Source organism: Sphingomonas hominis (assembly GCF_013328205.1).
Taxonomy (GTDB): domain Bacteria; phylum Pseudomonadota; class Alphaproteobacteria; order Sphingomonadales; family Sphingomonadaceae; genus Sphingomonas; species Sphingomonas hominis.
This window is the reverse complement of sequence record NZ_JABULH010000005.1, coordinates 120,084-136,360: the sequence shown is the minus strand read 5'-3', so window position 1 is coordinate 136,360 and position 16,277 is coordinate 120,084. Positions and strand designations below refer to the sequence as shown.

The window sequence follows — 16,277 nt, the reverse complement described above, 5'->3', positions numbered from 1 at the left end:
GTCGATCGACGACTCACCCACCCAGACGTCATCCCGGGCTTGACCCGGGATCCCGCTTCTTCTCTCAGGCTGACCAGAAAGCGGGACCCCGGATCAAGTCCGGGGCGACGAGTGGAGAATGCGTCCGCTCGGCTCGCCCGGTCACTCCCGCCGCATGACGCCCCCGGTTGAAGAGCGTCGCGGCGAACCGCAGCGTCCCATCTCACCGCTTCAAACGGCAGCGACCGCCTCTCCCACATCCCCGATCGCCCGGCTGACCCAGCCGACACCACGTCGCCGCCCACCACCCACCATTTGCACCCACGTCCGCCTGCGCCTATCGCTGCGATCGAGTCAGCCGCGCGCAAGGTTCGCCGCGGCATGGTCGAGCGTAGCGGAAGAAGGATGCAGGCGATGGGCGAAGGCGAACTGATCGGGGCGCTCGACGCACGGGCGACGCGGCGCGAGGAGCGGCGCGCGTTCTTCGGACAAGCCCTCGGCGCGGTTGCCGCCGGTGGCGCGATGGTAGCGGCGGGCCGCGCCGGCGCGCAAACCGCGACGCCGACGCCCACGCCGTCGCCCAGCGCGACCGCAACCAGCACGCTGGGCGTCTCGGACTACCTCAACTTCGCGCTCAACCTCGAATATCTCGAGGCCAATTTCTACGCCTTCGCGGTCAACGGCGCGGCGATCGGCACGGGGCTTCAGGGCGGCGTCACCACCACCGGCGCACAGGGTGCGGCAACCGGCGGGCGCCGCGTCGCCTTCACCGATCCGATCGTGGCGCAGTTCGCGCGTGAGATCGCGGCGGACGAGCTCGCCCACGTCACCTTTCTGCGGTCCGCCATCGGCTCGCTCGCGGTGGCGCAGCCCGCGATCGACCTGAGCCCAGCCGGTGCCTTCACCGCCGCGGCGCGCGCCGCCGGCGTGGTCGGGGCGAGCGAAACCTTCGACCCTTATGCCAGCGACGAGAATTTCCTGCTCGCCGCGTTCCTATTCGAGGACGTCGGCGTCACCGCCTACAAGGGCACGACCGGGCGCCTCGCCAACTCGACCCTGCTCGAGGCGACGCAGGGCATCCTGGCGGTGGAAGCGTATCACGCCGCGATGATCCGCACGACCTTGTACCGCAAGGGCATCGAGACACCCGCACTGCGCCTGATCGAGAAGACGCAGCAGCTGTCCGACGCGCGCGACCGGCTCGACGGCAGCGCGACCGAGAACCTCGTCACCGGCTACGCGACCGACGACGATCAGGGGATCACGCCGGGCACCAACGAGGCGGGCGAGACGGTGTCCAATATCGTGCCGCTCAACGGCAACGGCCTCGCCTACAGCCGGACGGGCGACCGCGTGCTCAACATCCTGTACCTGAACCAGGCCGCGGTCGGCACCGGCGGCTTCTTCCCGGCCGGGGTCAACGGCGCGATCAGGACCAGCGCCGCCGCGACCTGACGCGCACCCCGCGCCCGCCCCCAATCGATCCTTCTCGCATAAAGTGTCCGCTTCGATGACCGATCCCATCACCGATCCCGCGCTCGCCCACACGATCCTCGCCGCCGCGGCCGAGCGCCGCGCCGAGCGTCGCCGCTTCATCAAGCTGGCGAGCGGCGGCATCGCCGTCGCCGGCGGCCTGTCGCTGCTCGCCGCCTGCGGAGGCAACGACGATGACGACAATCCGATCACCAACCCCACGCCCACCCCAACCGCGTCGGCGACCAGCTCGACCGCCGAGGTCGACGTGCTCAACTTCGCGCTCCAGCTCGAATATCTCGAAGCGCAATTTTACGCCTTTGCCGCGACCGGGCAGGGGCTGCCGGCGACCCTGACCGCGGGCACCGGTACCGCCGGCGCCGTGACTGGTGGCCGCCGCGTCGCCTTCACCGATCCGGTGGTCGCCGCCTACGCGCGCGAGATCGCGGGCGACGAGCGCGCGCACGTCGCCTTCCTGCGCCAGGTGCTCGGCAGCGCCGCGGTGGCGATGCCCGCCATCGACCTGAGCGCCGCCGGCCCGTTCACCGCCGCCGCGCGTGCTGCCGGGATCGCGGGTGCCAACGACACCTTCGACCCCTACGCCACCGACGAGAACTTCCTGCTCGGTGCGTACATCTTCGAGGACGTCGGCGTCACCGCGTACAAGGGCGCGTCGTCGACCCTGGTGTTCACCCCCGGCTATCAGGAGGCGACCGCCGGCCTCCTGGCGGCGGAGGCGTATCACGCCGGGCTGATCCGCACGACGCTCTATCAGAAGGGGCTGGCAACGCCGTCGCTGCGCACAAAGGCCGACGCGATCTCCAACGCGCGCGATCTGCTCGACGGCGTCCGCGCGCCGACCGCGACGCCGACCCCCACGCCCTCGCCGACCCCCAGCTCGACCGCGACCGGCCTGCCGACCGGCGTCGACAATCGCGACCTCGACCAGGGGATCACCGGCACCGCTGACGTGTCGAACATCGTCCCCGCCGACGACAACGGCATCGCGTTCAGCCGCACGGTCGGGCAGGTGCTCAACATCGCGTTCCTCAGCAACGCCGCGGTCGACAAGGGCGGCTTCTTCCCCGCGGGCGTCAACGGCAACCTGAAGATCAGCGCGGCGAGCGGCGGGTAAGCCGCGCACGGCGTCGGTGGATCGCCGACGCCTCGTCACGACGATCAGCGTCGCCGCGAAGGCGACGTCTGACGTCACGGCACCGGCTCCGTCTCACACCGTCACGATCCGGGGTTCGTGCGCCTGGTCGCATGTCCACGAGGCCAGCGGAACACCCCTCCACCGAAACCCCCTTCCACTCCGCCCCCACGCGCCTATACTGCGCCGCATCCCCGGGGGACCGCTGAGGCGGTTGAGAGGGGGGCGCCTGAGCCCCCGACCCGCTGAACCTGATCCGGCTGACACCGGCGTAGGGAGTGGAGCGGCGACCATACCCGGCCACCGATCCTCTCCCCCATAAGGAGAGTGAAGCGCATGGCAGACATCCAGGCCCGCAGCGAGATCGGCGTCACCACCGGCGCGATCCGCGGTTCCCGCAAGATCCACGTCGGCCCCCTCGGCGTCGCAATGCGCGCGATCAATCTCGATCCCTCGTGCGGGGAGCCGCCGCTCAACGTCTACGACACCTCCGGCCCCTACACCGACCCGAACGCCCGCATCGACATCATGGCCGGCCTGCCGAGTCTCCGCCGCGACTGGATCATCGCGCGCGGCGACGTCGAGGCATATGACGCACGCGAGATCCGGCCCGAGGACAACGGACAGCTCGGCCCCGACCGCTCGGGCGGGGTGCAGCCCTTCCCCAACGTCAACCGCCGTCCCTTGCGCGCGAAGGCCGGTGCCAACGTCAGCCAGATGCACTACGCCCGCCGCGGCATCATCACGCCCGAGATGGAATATGTCGCCACGCGCGAGAACCTCGGCCGCGAGATGCTGCGTGAATACGTCCGCGACGGCGAAGATTTCGGCGCCTCCATCCCCGATTACGTCACGCCCGAGTTCGTCCGCGACGAGGTCGCCCGCGGCCGCGCGATCATCCCCAACAACATCAACCACCCCGAAACCGAGCCGATGGCGATCGGCCGCAATTTCCTGGTCAAGATCAACGCCAACATCGGCAATTCCGCGGTCGCCTCCAACGTCGCGTCCGAGGTCGACAAACTCGTCTGGTCGATCCGCTGGGGTGCGGACACGGTGATGGACCTGTCGACGGGCCGCAACATCCACGACACGCGCGAGTGGATCATCCGCAACTCGCCCGTGCCGATCGGCACCGTTCCCATCTACCAGGCGCTGGAAAAGGTCGGCGGTATTGCCGAGGAGCTGACGTGGGAGATCTTCCGCGACACGCTGATCGAGCAGGCCGAGCAGGGCGTCGATTACTTCACGATCCACGCCGGCGTCCGCCTCCCCTACGTGCCGCTCACCGCCAAGCGCGTGACCGGCATCGTCAGCCGCGGCGGCTCGATCATGGCGAAATGGTGCCTCAGCCACCACAAGGAGAGCTTCCTCTACGAGCGCTTCGACGAAATCACCGAGATCATGAAGGCGTATGACATCGCCTATTCGCTCGGCGATGGTCTCCGCCCCGGCTCGATCGCCGACGCCAACGACGAAGCGCAGTTCGCCGAATTGTACACACTGGGCGAACTCACCAAGCGCGCCTGGGAACAGGACGTGCAGGTGATGATCGAGGGCCCCGGCCATGTGCCGATGCACAAGATCAAGCAGAATATGGAAAAGCAGCTCGAGGCGTGCGGCGAGGCGCCGTTCTACACATTGGGGCCGCTCACCACCGACATCGCGCCGGGTTACGACCATATCACCAGTGGCATCGGTGCCGCGATGATCGGTTGGTACGGCACCGCCATGCTCTGCTACGTCACGCCCAAGGAGCATCTGGGCCTCCCCGACCGCGACGACGTCAAGGTCGGCGTGGTGACCTACAAGCTCGCCGCCCACGCTGCCGACTTGGCAAAGGGGCACCCGGCGGCCAAGATGCGCGACGACGCGCTGTCCCGCGCCCGCTTCGAGTTCCGCTGGCGCGACCAGTTCAATCTCAGCCTCGACCCCGACACGGCGGAGTCGTACCACGACCAGACGCTGCCCGCCGAGGGCGCGAAGACCGCACACTTCTGCTCGATGTGCGGACCGAAATTCTGCTCGATGAAGATCACGCAGGAAGTACGCGACTTCGCGGCCAAGCAGAACGCGCCGGTCGAAACCTTCGTCGCTGCTCAGCCACCCCGGCACGGGGAGGGGGACCATGCGCAGCATGGTGAAGGGGCCGCGCCGCTCGACGCAACGTCGGCCGAGGCCGGCATGGCCGAGATGAGCGAGCGTTTCCGGGAACAAGGTGGCGAGGTATATCTGCGACAAGCGGAGTAAACGAAGGTGGAAGAAACGGCCAAGCTCATTACTGCGTTTGGTGTTCTGCTGGGTGCAGTCGCTTGGCCGGTTTGCATCTTAACTATAACGCTGATTTTTCGTACTGAAATTAGAGGCGGCTTTCAACGCTTGCCTGGGCTGCTCGATCGCATGCGCAAGATGAAAGTCGCAGGTATTGAAGCGGAACTTGATGAAGTTGCAAATGCTTCTGCAAATGTCAGCTCCGGGGAGGTCACTCCACTTCAGATTGAGGCTGCCGCAAGGATCACAGTTAAAGCTGACAGCCACACAGATGTGTTGTCTGAACAACTTGATCGGCTTTGTCTTGAGTACGACGCAATTCGCCGCTCGATGCCGGCCGGTTCAAACCGAACAGAAGCTATGACGCGTGTCCTTGTAAAAATGCGTGCGTTAGCTCCAACCCTAGTAGGGCGAATACAAATCTACAAAGGTTCCGGCTCAAGCGGCAGTCGATTGGCAGCTATTGCGATGATGCAGATGAACCCTGCTGTCGCTGACGTTGAATGGTTAGCTAAACGCTTTGAACACGAGCAGCCGTTCCTCTTTTATCACGCCGCCCTTGCTCTTGAAAACATTGCATCGAACGAGCTTTCCGACGTCGAGCGAATTCGACTACTTGGGGTGGCTCAGCAAGGCTTACAGAAGGTGAAGTCTTTTAGCGGTACACCTGATAAGCAAACAGTTAACGTACTACAGAACCTCATCTCAAGTATCAGTCAATAGTAATACCGGCACTGCGCCATGCGCAACATGCTTCTCGCCTGATCTCGCCGCGCGGTACACCAAGCGATGCTCGTGGCTGATCCGGCGCGACCACCAGCTTAACAGGTTATTGCCGAGGGGCTCCGGCTTGCCGGTGACCTCGAGCGAGTGGCGCCGACATCCCTCGATCAAAGTGTTGAGCTTGGCAAACAGCTTCGTATCGTGCGCGTTGAGGTCCTGATACTCCGCCACGAGCGCTGAAGCTTCACGGCGTTACGAAATCATGTACCTCGCCGTTCCCGGCTTCAAGTTCGGCGATGCTGTCCAGCAGCCGCTTGGCGTTGGCGGGCGAGCGTAGCAGGTACAAGGTTTCCTCGATCGCCGCCCACCCGCTCGCCGAAACCAGCACCGCGCCCTCACTACGCCGTCGCGTGATCGCGACCGGTGTACAGTCAGCGACCACCATGGCGATCACCGCATCCAGATCGTCGCTCGCCTCGACACAGGAAATTGCGCGCATGCCGGTAAGATGAAGGCGCGAGATCGGCAGGTCAACGCACCTCCCGTTCTGCACGCCCGCGATCTGCACGTGCCCAACGGATGCTTGCCCGGCGAAGCCGACCACCGCGCGTGCCCCGATGCGGGAGGTAACGGCGCAAGCCGCGGCTTGATCGGTGGTGATGGAGGTCAGTCACATTCGGAGCGAGCACCCGGACCGGAGGCTAGCCGTCACACCGCGACCACCGCTCTGCTCATTGCAGTGACCTACCAAAGTTGCCGCCCACTTTTCACGGAACAGCCGTTTCGTGAAAAATGGGCCTCGCAATTTGCACATCCGTGCAAAGTGACGATGCCGTGCCCCACTGTCCTACACGCCCGCGATCTGCGTTTACCCTCGCGGATGCACGACTATCCGCACACCCCAGCCGGCGCCGCCGCTCCCCACGCGGCCGCGCTCCCTGCAACCCAAGCCCCGTCGCCCGAGCGCGACGCGCATGGCTTCGATCCGAACGACTTCGAGTGGCGACCCGTCCCGCGCCGCCCGCGTGCCGATGGCTGGTCGCCCGAGGTGCAGGCGCGCTTCGTGGAGGCGCTGGCGGATACCGGGCTCGTGTCCGCCGCCTGCGCCGCGGTCGATATGTCGATCGGCAGCGCTTATCGCCTGCGCCGCGCGGCGGGTGCGGAGAGTTTCGCGCGCGCCTGGGACGCCGCACTCGATGCCGCCGCCGATCACCTCCAGGCACTCGCCTTTTCCCGCGCGATCGAGGGCGTCGACGTGCCCGTGTTCGACCGCGACGGCTGCCGCATCGGGTCGAAGCGGCAATATAACGACCGCCTGCTCATGTTCCTGCTGCGCGCCTACCGCCCCGATCGCTTCCGCCACGCGCACGAGGACACGCGCCGCGCCGACGAACCGCGCGCGGCACCCACGCTGTCGATGGCGCGCGCGACGCCTGCGCTGTCGCCGGTCACCCCGGCCGAGCCGCACCGGCTGATGGCGCCCGACGCGCTCGCCGATGCGCTGGACGCCGCGGCGGGGATGGGCGAGCTCTTCGAACGCTACCCCGACCTCGAACGCCAGCGCTACGCCCGCCCGTCGGTGGAAGGCGACAGCCACGTCGCGACCGAACGCGCCCGCGCGCGCGCCGCCCGTGACGCAGCGCGCGACGACGCCGACTGGGCGCGCGGGAACGATCCGTTCGGGCGCGAGCCGACACGCGACTACGACGGCACGCCCGAGCTATGATCGCGGGCGGGTGGGGAGCGCGGAACGGTCGCCGGGTCGGGCAGCGCCGAGGTCGCCTACATACGCCACCGCTGGCGCGCCTATGTGATCCGGATCGAGCCACGACCGCCACGACACGCACGCCTCGCAGCGAGTTGGCCCGCCGCGTCGCCGCGTCGCCGCACGGACGATGGCGAGATCGCGATCAATCAGCGGAAGTCGCTCCGACCCGACACCCAGGCCGTACGCACCCGGCGATTAGCGAACTAACTTCACGCGCTTTGGCGTCACCTTAGTATGACCTTACAAGTTTCGAGGTCCGCAATGTCCGACGCAACACCACGCATCGCCGAGCCCCTGAGGCAATCCCCAACGGATACAACCAACCGTCATCCCGGACTTGATCCAAGATCCCGCTACCTTCTCCCACCCCGCCAAAGAAGCGGCACCCCGGATCAAGTCCAGGATAACGAGAGCATGAGCGTCAAGCTGGTGCAGAAGCGGCTAAGCCTGACCTTCCACGTCTGGCAGCCCAAGAGACAACAGCCCCGTCACAATACCGTGCGTTGGTGTGACCTTAGCATGACCTTCCACGGCTCACGGAGCAACAGCCCCGTCGCAGCACTACGCGCTCGCGTGACCTTAGCGTGACCTTCCAGGCCGCAACGAGCATCGGGTCCGACGCTTCCCGCGCCGAACCCGATGCTCGATCAACGCCAGGCGGGCGGCAGCGTGCGTCGCGCATCGCCCCGCCCACCTAAGCGGATCACATCTGGTTCTTGACCTGCTGCTCGACGCGCGCGTCGTCATTGTCATCGGCCTTGTCGGCGGCGTCGTCGCCCATCTCGCGGACGTTGTCGGCGCGGTCCTCGAGCATGTCGGACACCTGCTCGTTGCCGGTCGCGTCGGCCTGCGCGTCGAGCGCGTCCGCACGGTTCTCGGTCATCGCCTCGATGTTGTCGGCGGCCTTGTCGTCGGCATTGCCGCCGCACGCGCCCAGCATCAGCAGCGCGGCCACGCCGGTGGCCTTCAGGATCGTCTTCATGGATATTCCCCTTTCTGGTTCGTTGCGGGGGTTCAATGATCTGCTCGGGCACCGGTTCCAAATCGCGCCTCGCGCGTTGGCTACGCCATGCCCGACGCTTCCCCGACCGACGATCACGGCTGGATCCGAATTGCCAGCGACCATTTGTCCGCCGCGATCAACCCGCACGGCGCGGAGCTGTCGTCGCTGACCGACGCCGCCGGCCGCGAGCTGATGACCGACGCCGACCCGCGCTGGTGGAGCGGGCGCGCACCGATCCTGTTCCCGGTGGTGGGCAAGCCCGCGAACGAGACGATCCGCGTCGACGGCCGCGACTATCCGATGAAGCAGCACGGCTTCGCCCGCCGCCGCGACTTTACGGTGGTTGCCGCCGAGCCGACGCGCGCGGTGTTCGCGCTGACCGACGATGCGGAGACACGCGCCTCTTACCCATTCGCGTTCCGGCTGGAAGTGGGGTTCTCGCTGAACGGCGCGACGCTCGACATCCAGGTGACGGTCAACAATCCGGGCGACGTGCCGCTGCCCGCGAGCTTCGGCTTCCACCCCGCCTTCGCCTGGCCGCTACCCTACGGAGCGCCGCGGGAGGAACACCGCGTGACCTTCGCCGACGACGAGCCTGAGGCGCTGCGCGTGCTGAACGGCGACGGGCAGATCAGCGGCGAGGAGCGCCCATCGCCGCTCGAAGGACGCACGCTGCACCTGTCGGGCGACCTGTTCGCGCACGACGCGCTGATCTGGGACCGCGTGCGCAGCCAGTCGGTGCGCTACGGTGCACCGCACGGCCCGGCGCTGGAGATCGCGTTTCCCGACACGCCGATGCTCGGCATCTGGAGCAAGCCGGGCGCGCCGTTCGTCTGCGTCGAGCCGTGGCACGGGATCGCCGATCCGGCAGGCTTCACCGGCGAATATCGCGACAAGCCTGGCGTGTTCACCATCCCCCCCGGCGGCGAGAAGCGCATCGCCATGTCGGTGACGCTGACGGCATGAACGTGCGCGGTATCGCAAACGACAACGGCCGGCCGCTCGGGCGAGCAACCGGCCGTTCCGACGTTTCAGCGGCGATCAGCCGTCGTAGTCGGCGCCCAGATTCTGGTTGCGCGGCGGGGCGGCGGCGGTGAGGCGCAGCGCCTCTGCCGACGCGGCCAAGCTGCCGACCTCGTCGGCCTCATCCTCGTCGTCGATTTGCACGCGCTGCATGCCCTGGATCGCGGATTCGTTCAGGTCGCGCGGGCGCACGGTCTGCTCGGCGATTTCCCGCAGCGCCACGACCGGGTTCTTGTCGCGGTCGCGGTCGAGTGTCAGTTCCGCACCACCCGAGATCTGGCGCGCACGCTGCGCCGCCATCAGCACCAGGTCGAAACGGTTCGGGATCTTGTCGACGCAATCCTCGACGGTCACGCGCGCCATAGGCGGCTTCCTTGCAAAAAATGGAAACGGGAAGATGCCGCTGTATGACGGCGGCGTCACCAAGTCAACGAACGCGACCGTGCCGCACCCGACGCACCCGCCGGAGGCGCGCGCGTGACGGGGCCGTTCACGGTCGACGGTCACCGTTTGACGCTGCTGACCGAGGGGCCGGAGCGGCGGCGCGCGCTGCTCGCGCTGATCGAGGGCGCGCGTGAGACGCTGCGGCTGATCTTCTACATCTACGCCGACGACGCATCGGGGCGGCGGATCAACGCGGCATTGATCGCAGCGGCCGAGCGCGGCGTGCGCGTGGCGTTGATCGTTGACGGCTTCGGCAGCGACGACACCGATGCGGCGTTCTTCGATTCCTTGCGCGCGGCGGGCATCGCGGTGTGCCGTTTCTCGGCGCGGTTCGGGCGGCGCTACCTGCTGCGCAACCATCAGAAGCTCGCGCTCTCCGACGCCGACACGCCGCATGCGCGCATCCTGACCGGCGGGTTCAACGTCGAGGACGATTATTTCGGGACCGAGCGCGAGCAGGCGTGGCGCGACTTGGGGCTGCTGATCGAGGGCGCGGCGGCGTCGCGGATGGCGGGGTATTTCGACGCGCTGGAGCAATGGGTCGGTCAGCCCAAGGGCAAGCTGCGTCACCTCAACCGGGCGCTGTCGCAGTGGAGCGAGACGCAGGGACGGCTGCGCTGGTTGATCGGCGGGCCGACGCGGCGACTGTCGCCCTGGGCGCGAACGGTGCGCGACGACATGCGTCGCGGCACGCGAATCGACCTGATCGCGGCTTATTTCACGCCCAGCCCGGCGATCCTGCGCCGGCTCGACCGCGCGGGGCGCGGCGGCAAGGCAGTGCGCGTGGTGACCGCGGGCAAGTCCGACAATGACGCCACGATCGCGGCGGCGCGCTTCACCTATCGCGGGCTGCTGAAAAAGGGCGTCCGCGTGTTCGAGTATCAGCCGACCAAGCTGCACACCAAATTATACGTCGTCGACGACGCGGTGCACATCGGCAGCGCCAATTTCGACATGCGCAGCCTGTTCATCAATCTGGAGCTGATGATCCGCATTGAGGACGCGGATTTCGCCGCCGCGGTGCGCCACTATGTGAATGGCGAGATCGCGCAATCACGTGAGATCACGCCCGAACTTTACGCCGCAGCGACGGGATGGTGGCAGCGCGCCAAGCAGTTCGCGGCCTATCTGATCGTCGGCGTGCTCGATCCCACCGTGTCGCGCGGGCTCAATTTCCGCAGCGACGACCTATAGCAGATAGCGGCAGCGCGACGTGTCGCGCTGATCCATCCGCGAGTCCTCCGTATCGGGGCAGGCGAGTTAGTCAGTCCTTGTGCGCCCAGTAGAGTTGTGCCGGCGGCACGTTCCACCATTCCATGTCATGGTCGATGCGCGTGAAATGCGCGGCGATGAAGTCGCGGACCTTGGGGCTGAACTGATAAACCAGGAACGCGCCGTCCTTGCGAAGCGCAGCGTGCGTAGCGGCCGCAATCGCAGGGCCGACGCCATCGGGCAACGTCGAGAACGGCAGGCCCGACAGGATGTAATCGGCCGCGGCGTGGCCATGCTCGGCGATGATCCGCTCGACGTCGGCGGCCGATCCTTCAACCGCGACGAAGCGCGAATCGGTGATGGTGTGATCGAGGTAGCGGATGAAGTCGGCATTGGTATCGATCGCGATCAGCATCGCGTCGGGCGCCATCCGCTCCAGGATCGGACGGCAGAAGGTGCCGACGCCAGGGCCGTATTCGACGAACAGCTTGCAATTCGCCCAATCGACGGGGCCAAGCATCTTGCGGATCAGCCGGTCCGACGACGGGATGATCGAGCCGACCATAACCGGGTGCTTCAGAAAGCCTTGAAAGAACATCTGCAGCGGTCCGGGGACGCCGGCGGGCCGGGCGCGACGCATCGCGTTGGTCGAACTGGGCATGAGGAAAAGCACTGCTCCCGTTATGTCCGCGCTGCATGCTCCGCGCAGCCCGGTTTGACGAACGCTTGGTCAAGCGCGTCGGTTGCCATAGCGGGGTTGCGCCGCGCCCCCAAGCGCCTAATCGCTTGGGTATGCCGGACGACAGAACAGCGGCGCACGGGAGCAGGACGGGGCAGATCGCGGTGATCTTCGCGGCCTGGCGCACCCGCGTGGACGAGGCCGGCTACGCCGCCGCCGCCGCGGCAATGGACGCGCTCGCTGCCGCGCAGCCGGGCTACCTCGGCGTCGACGCCGCGCGCGGGGGCGACGGGTTCGGCATTACTGTCAGCTACTGGACCGACGAGGCGAGTGCGATCGCGTGGCGTGAGCACCCGCAGCACGCGGTGGTGCGCGAAGCCGGCCGCGGAAGCTGGTACGACCATTACGATCTGCACATCGCGCATGTGACGCGTAGCTACAACTGGCGCAGGGCAGGGGAGGAACGGGCATGACGCGCGGGTTCGATCGGCGCTTCGCGCTCATGTTCCTGGTCATGCTGACGATCGCGGCGGGGAACACGGCGCTCCAATCGGTGCTGCCCGCGCTCGGGCGTTCGCTCGGCGTCGAGGACAGCGCGGTTGCCGCCGCCTTCTCGGTGTCGGCGCTGCTGTGGGTGGTCGCGGCACCCTTCTGGGCGAAGCGGTCCGACCGGCACGGGCGCCGGCTGATGATCCTGTTCGGCATGGGCGGCTTCTGCGTCAGCCTGACCCTGTGCGGCGTGTTCCTGGCCGCCGGGATCAACGGCTGGATCGGCGGCACGACCGCGTTCGTGCTTTTCATCCTCGGGCGGCTGATTTACGGCACGTTCGGGTCGGCCGCGCCGCCCGCGGTGCAGGCGCTGGTCGCGGGCAACACGACGCGCGAGGAGCGGACGCGCGCGCTCACCCTGCTCGCCTCGGCATTCGGGCTGGGAACGATTTTGGGGCCGGCACTCGCGCCTTACCTGATCCTAGGGCATGCCGGGACGATCGAAGTCGGGCTCGCGGGGCCGGCGTTCGTCTTCGCCATCTTCGGGCTGATCGTGTTCGTAACTGTGCGCCGCGTGCTGCCCGACGACCGCGGCATCGCGCCGGGCGTCCATGGTGCGGCGAACGCCTACCCCTCGATCGGTGGGCAGGCATCAGGCGCGAGCGTCACCGCGGCGACTGCCGAGGGACGAACCGAGGTGCGCTACACCGACCCGCGGATCAGGGCGTGGATGATCGCCGGACTGGTGATGGGCCACGCGCAGGCAATGACCGGGCAGGCGATCGGCTTCCTGGTGATCGACCGGCTGAGCGTCGCGCCCGCCGCCGCGCTGGAGCCGACCGGCATCGTGCTGATGATGGGCGCGGGCGCGGCCTTGCTCGCGCAATGGGGGCTGATCCCGACGCTCAACCTCAAACCCCGCGCGCTGGTGTTGGTGGGGCTGGTGCTCGCCGCGGCGGGTACCGCGCTGACGGGGCTCGCGACCTCGCTCTACGGCATCGCGACCGCCTATGCGCTGGCGAGCCTGGGCTTCGGCTTCACGCGCCCCGGCTTTACCGCAGGATCAAGCCTCGCAGTGGGCCCCGCCGCACAAGGCTCGGTCGCGGGCAAGGTGACGAGCGTCAATGGCGCGAGCTTCGTGCTCGGGCCGTCAATCGGTGTCGGACTGTACGAGGTGCAGCACTCGCTGCCGTACCTGACCGCGGGGGCGGCGTGCGTGATCCTACTGGTGTACGCGTGGCGCGCGCTGGGTACACCGGAGAGCGACGCGCAGGTGTGGAGCGATCCCGAGGTGTGAGCACCTTGGCGATGTGCTTGCCGGACTATCCGCTGTACGAGTGGAGTGGTGCATGCGCAGAGTGCCCAAGTGCTGAGCAGTGACAGGGGCCGGTGCGCGTGTCGCACCGACGTGAGCCTCGGGTTTTATTCTTTTCCTCTCTAAGGAAGGGAGAAGAACGGGTCGTCGCTCGCGAGCCTGTGCCGTGCCGGAGAAGAAGCGGGACCCCGGATCAAGTCCGGGGTGACGTAGCCAAAAATTGCGAGATGGGGTGCCGCCGACGTGACGGCACCCGCTATCGTCAGTCGCCGCCCTTCGGCCCCCGCGGGGTAAGCTGGCCCGGTGAAATGAAACCGAGCGGCTGGATCGCGTTCGCTTCCTGCTTCAGCTTCGCCGCCATCTGCTCATATTCGCGCTCGACCTCGGGCGTGACGCTTGCCCGCGAGTCGTCCAGCGCGCGCTCGAAATTCGCCTGGCTCACCTCGGCATTGTCGATCCGCTCGCGCAGCGCGATCAGACCGGCGCGGCGCACCACGTCCTCAAGATCGGCGCCGGTGAAGCGGTCGGTGCGCGCAGCGATGTCGTCGAGATCGACGTCGCTCGCCAGCGGCATCTTCTGCGTCTGGATACCGAGAATGCGGCGACGTCCCTCGCGCGTCGGCAATCCGACATAGATCAGCTCGTCGAACCGGCCCGGACGCAGCAGTGCGGGGTCGACCAGGTTCGGCCGGTTGGTCGCGCCGATGACGACAACCGATTGCAGCTCCTCCAACCCATCCATCTCGGCGAGGATCGTGTTGACCACGCGCTCGGTCACCTGCGGCTCGCCCAATCCACCGCCGCGCGCGGGGACGAGGCTGTCGAGCTCGTCGATGAAGATCACCGTCGGCGCAACCTGACGCGCGCGCTGGAACAATCGCGTAATCTGCTGCTCGCTCTCGCCATACCATTTCGACAAGAGGTCGCTCGACTTGGTGGCGATAAAATTCGCCTCCGCCTCGCGCGCGACCGCCTTGGCGAGCAGCGTCTTGCCAGTGCCGGGCGGGCCGTAGAGCAGGAAGCCCTTGGCAGGACGGATGCCGAGGCGGCGGAATGCGTCGGGGTTCTTGAGCGGAAGCTCGACGCCTTCCTTCAGCCGCATCTGCGCGTCGTCCAGTCCGCCGACGTCGCTCCACTTGGTCGTGGGCGCCTGCACCATCACCTCGCGCATCGCGCTCGGCTGGACGCGTTTCAGCGCGCCGAGAAAGTCCTCGCGCGTCACCGCCAATGTGTCGAGCACCTCGGGCGGGATCGTGCGCTCCTCCAGGTTCAACTGCGGCATGATGCGACGCACTGCCTCGATCGCCGCCTCACGCGTCAGCGCGGCGAGGTCGGCGCCGACGAAGCCGAACGTGGTGCGAGCGAGCTCGCCCAGATCGACCTTGTCGCCGAGCGGCATGCCGCGCGTGTGGATGCCGAGGATCTCACGCCGCCCGCGCTCGTCGGGCACACCGACGACGATCTCGCGGTCGAAACGGCCGGGACGACGCAGCGCCTCGTCAATCGCCTCGGGACGGTTGGTGGCGGCGATGACGACGAGGTTCGCGCGCGCCTCCAGCCCGTCCATCAGCGTGAGGAGCTGCGCGACGACGCGTTTTTCCGCCTCGCCCGATACCTGGCCGCGCTTGGGCGCGATCGAGTCGATTTCGTCGATGAAGACGATCGAGGGCGCGTTCTTCGCCGCTTCCTCGAACACCTGCCGCAACCGACCTTCCGACTCGCCGTAGGCCGAGCCCATGATCTCGGGGCCGTTAATCAGGAAGAATTGCGCATCCGATTCGTTCGCGACCGCACGCGCCAGTCGCGTCTTGCCGGTGCCGGGCGGGCCGTAAAGCAGCAGCCCCTTGGGCGGATCGACACCCAGACGCTGGAACAACTCGGGGTAGCGCAAGGGCAGTTCGACCATTTCGCGTAACTGGTCGATCGTGCCCGCCATGCCGCCGATGTCGTCGTAGGTGACGTCGGCGCGGCGCGCAGCCTCGGGCTCCTCATACTCGGGGCGCAGCTCGATCTCAGTGTTTTCGTCGATGTGCACGATGCCCTTGGGCGTCGCCGAGACGACGAGCAGGCGAATTTCCTGCAGCGCGTAGGCGGGGGCGTTGACGAACTGCGCCATGCCCGGCGGCATGTTCTGCACGCGCTGGTGCCCGGCCGTCGCGACCACGTCGCCTTGCGCGAACGGGCGACCGATAAAGGTGCGCTTGAGCGCGTTGGACGACCCTTGAAGGCGCAAATTCTGCTGCGCGGGTGCGAAGACGACGCGGGTAGCGGGCTTCGACTCCGCCTTACGCACCTCAACGAAATCGCCCGAACCGACACCCGCATTGGCGCGCTGCAACCCGTCAATGCGGATCAGCGCCAAGCCTTCGTCCTCGTTATACGGGCCAACCGCGCGCGCGGGCGTGACCTTCTTGCCCGAAATCTCGATCACGTCGCCATCGGTGATGCCGAGCGATGCCATGATCGCGCGCGGCAGATGCGCGATGCCGCGGCCGGAATCCTCGGGCCGCGCGTTCGCGACCTGCAATTTGGTAGGTTGTTCGGCGTCGGCCATCATTTCCTCACTCGCTCGAAAGCGTCGAGCGCGGGAGATAGGCGGCAGGTTCCCGATTACGAGCATGGACGCGCCGGATGCTGATCCAGCGCAGACGAAAAAAAGGGCCGATCAGATGACCGGCCCGTGAAAGTTTTTAGGAGAGGATGCCTGAAAGGCCCGATCTTTCTGCGTCGCAGCAGGTCATGTTG

General features: G+C 67.1%; 15 protein-coding genes and 1 riboswitch. Of the genes, 9 read left to right on the top strand and 6 right to left on the bottom strand.

Features of this window, described 5'->3' with window-relative positions; all coding sequences use genetic code 11:
* Positions 1 to 384: 384 nt before the first annotated feature.
* From HRV97_RS12385 to HRV97_RS12370, 4 genes are all read left to right on the top strand, one after another.
* Complete coding sequence (locus HRV97_RS12385; RefSeq protein WP_174194581.1) at positions 385 to 1,434, top strand: ferritin-like domain-containing protein; 1,050 nt, start codon at positions 385 to 387, stop codon at positions 1,432 to 1,434.
* Positions 1,435 to 1,489: 55 nt separating this feature from the next.
* The gene (locus tag HRV97_RS12380; RefSeq protein WP_174194580.1) at positions 1,490 to 2,587 is read left to right on the top strand and encodes a ferritin-like domain-containing protein; all 1,098 of its coding nucleotides are present in this window, start codon (positions 1,490 to 1,492) and stop codon (positions 2,585 to 2,587) included.
* A 203-nt stretch (positions 2,588 to 2,790) separates the two neighbouring features.
* Positions 2,791 to 2,901, top strand: a riboswitch (TPP riboswitch).
* A 40-nt stretch (positions 2,902 to 2,941) separates the two neighbouring features.
* Positions 2,942 to 4,855, top strand: a complete 1,914-nt coding sequence (gene thiC, locus HRV97_RS12375) for a phosphomethylpyrimidine synthase ThiC (protein ID WP_174194579.1) — start codon at positions 2,942 to 2,944, stop codon at positions 4,853 to 4,855.
* 6 nt (positions 4,856 to 4,861) lie between these two features.
* Entirely contained in the window at positions 4,862 to 5,599 is a 738-nt protein-coding gene (locus HRV97_RS12370; protein WP_174194578.1) for a hypothetical protein, read from the top strand.
* On the opposite strand, the gene HRV97_RS12365 is transcribed toward HRV97_RS12370, so the two are convergent.
* Together HRV97_RS12365 and HRV97_RS12360 are read right to left on the bottom strand one after the other, a co-directional pair.
* Positions 5,582 to 5,830, bottom strand: coding sequence for a Txe/YoeB family addiction module toxin (locus HRV97_RS12365; protein WP_343044501.1), 249 nt, complete (start codon positions 5,828 to 5,830; stop codon positions 5,582 to 5,584). The genes HRV97_RS12370 and HRV97_RS12365 overlap by 18 nt on opposite strands.
* 13 nt (positions 5,831 to 5,843) lie before the next feature.
* Complete coding sequence (locus tag HRV97_RS12360; protein ID WP_343044500.1) at positions 5,844 to 6,203, bottom strand: type II toxin-antitoxin system Phd/YefM family antitoxin; 360 nt, start codon at positions 6,201 to 6,203, stop codon at positions 5,844 to 5,846.
* Positions 6,204 to 6,479: 276 nt separating this feature from the next.
* Here HRV97_RS12360 and HRV97_RS12355 point away from each other — a divergent pair, with 276 nt between their 5' ends.
* A complete protein-coding gene (locus tag HRV97_RS12355; protein ID WP_174194577.1) occupies positions 6,480 to 7,325 on the top strand; it encodes a hypothetical protein in 846 nt (281 codons plus the stop codon).
* A gap of 745 nt (positions 7,326 to 8,070) precedes the next feature.
* On the opposite strand, the gene HRV97_RS12350 is transcribed toward HRV97_RS12355, so the two are convergent.
* Positions 8,071 to 8,349 (bottom strand): hypothetical protein, encoded by a 279-nt coding sequence (locus tag HRV97_RS12350; protein WP_174194576.1) that lies wholly within the window; start codon positions 8,347 to 8,349, stop codon positions 8,071 to 8,073.
* A gap of 87 nt (positions 8,350 to 8,436) precedes the next feature.
* Here HRV97_RS12350 and HRV97_RS12345 point away from each other — a divergent pair, with 87 nt between their 5' ends.
* On the top strand, positions 8,437 to 9,336 hold the full coding sequence (locus tag HRV97_RS12345; RefSeq protein ID WP_174194575.1) for an aldose 1-epimerase family protein: 900 nt from the start codon (positions 8,437 to 8,439) through the stop codon (positions 9,334 to 9,336).
* A gap of 75 nt (positions 9,337 to 9,411) precedes the next feature.
* On the opposite strand, the gene rpoZ is transcribed toward HRV97_RS12345, so the two are convergent.
* Positions 9,412 to 9,756, bottom strand: coding sequence for a DNA-directed RNA polymerase subunit omega (gene rpoZ, locus HRV97_RS12340; RefSeq protein WP_174194574.1), 345 nt, complete (start codon positions 9,754 to 9,756; stop codon positions 9,412 to 9,414).
* Positions 9,757 to 9,870: 114 nt separating this feature from the next.
* Here rpoZ and HRV97_RS12335 point away from each other — a divergent pair, with 114 nt between their 5' ends.
* The gene (locus HRV97_RS12335) at positions 9,871 to 11,031 is read left to right on the top strand and encodes a phospholipase D-like domain-containing protein (protein ID WP_174194573.1); all 1,161 of its coding nucleotides are present in this window, start codon (positions 9,871 to 9,873) and stop codon (positions 11,029 to 11,031) included.
* 70 nt (positions 11,032 to 11,101) lie between these two features.
* On the opposite strand, the gene HRV97_RS12330 is transcribed toward HRV97_RS12335, so the two are convergent.
* Complete coding sequence (locus tag HRV97_RS12330; RefSeq protein WP_174194572.1) at positions 11,102 to 11,710, bottom strand: class I SAM-dependent methyltransferase; 609 nt, start codon at positions 11,708 to 11,710, stop codon at positions 11,102 to 11,104.
* Between the two features lie 176 nt (positions 11,711 to 11,886).
* Between HRV97_RS12330 and HRV97_RS12325 the strand changes: the two genes are divergently transcribed.
* Positions 11,887 to 12,201: an antibiotic biosynthesis monooxygenase family protein gene (locus HRV97_RS12325; RefSeq protein ID WP_343044512.1), complete on the top strand. Its 315-nt coding sequence runs from the start codon at positions 11,887 to 11,889 to the stop codon at positions 12,199 to 12,201.
* The gene (locus tag HRV97_RS12320; RefSeq protein WP_174194570.1) at positions 12,198 to 13,514 is read left to right on the top strand and encodes an MFS transporter; all 1,317 of its coding nucleotides are present in this window, start codon (positions 12,198 to 12,200) and stop codon (positions 13,512 to 13,514) included. Before HRV97_RS12325 ends, HRV97_RS12320 begins: the two co-directional genes overlap by 4 nt.
* A 280-nt stretch (positions 13,515 to 13,794) precedes the next feature.
* On the opposite strand, the gene HRV97_RS12315 is transcribed toward HRV97_RS12320, so the two are convergent.
* A complete protein-coding gene (locus tag HRV97_RS12315; protein ID WP_174194781.1) occupies positions 13,795 to 16,086 on the bottom strand; it encodes a CDC48 family AAA ATPase in 2,292 nt (763 codons plus the stop codon).
* Between the last annotated feature and the right edge of the window lie 191 nt (positions 16,087 to 16,277).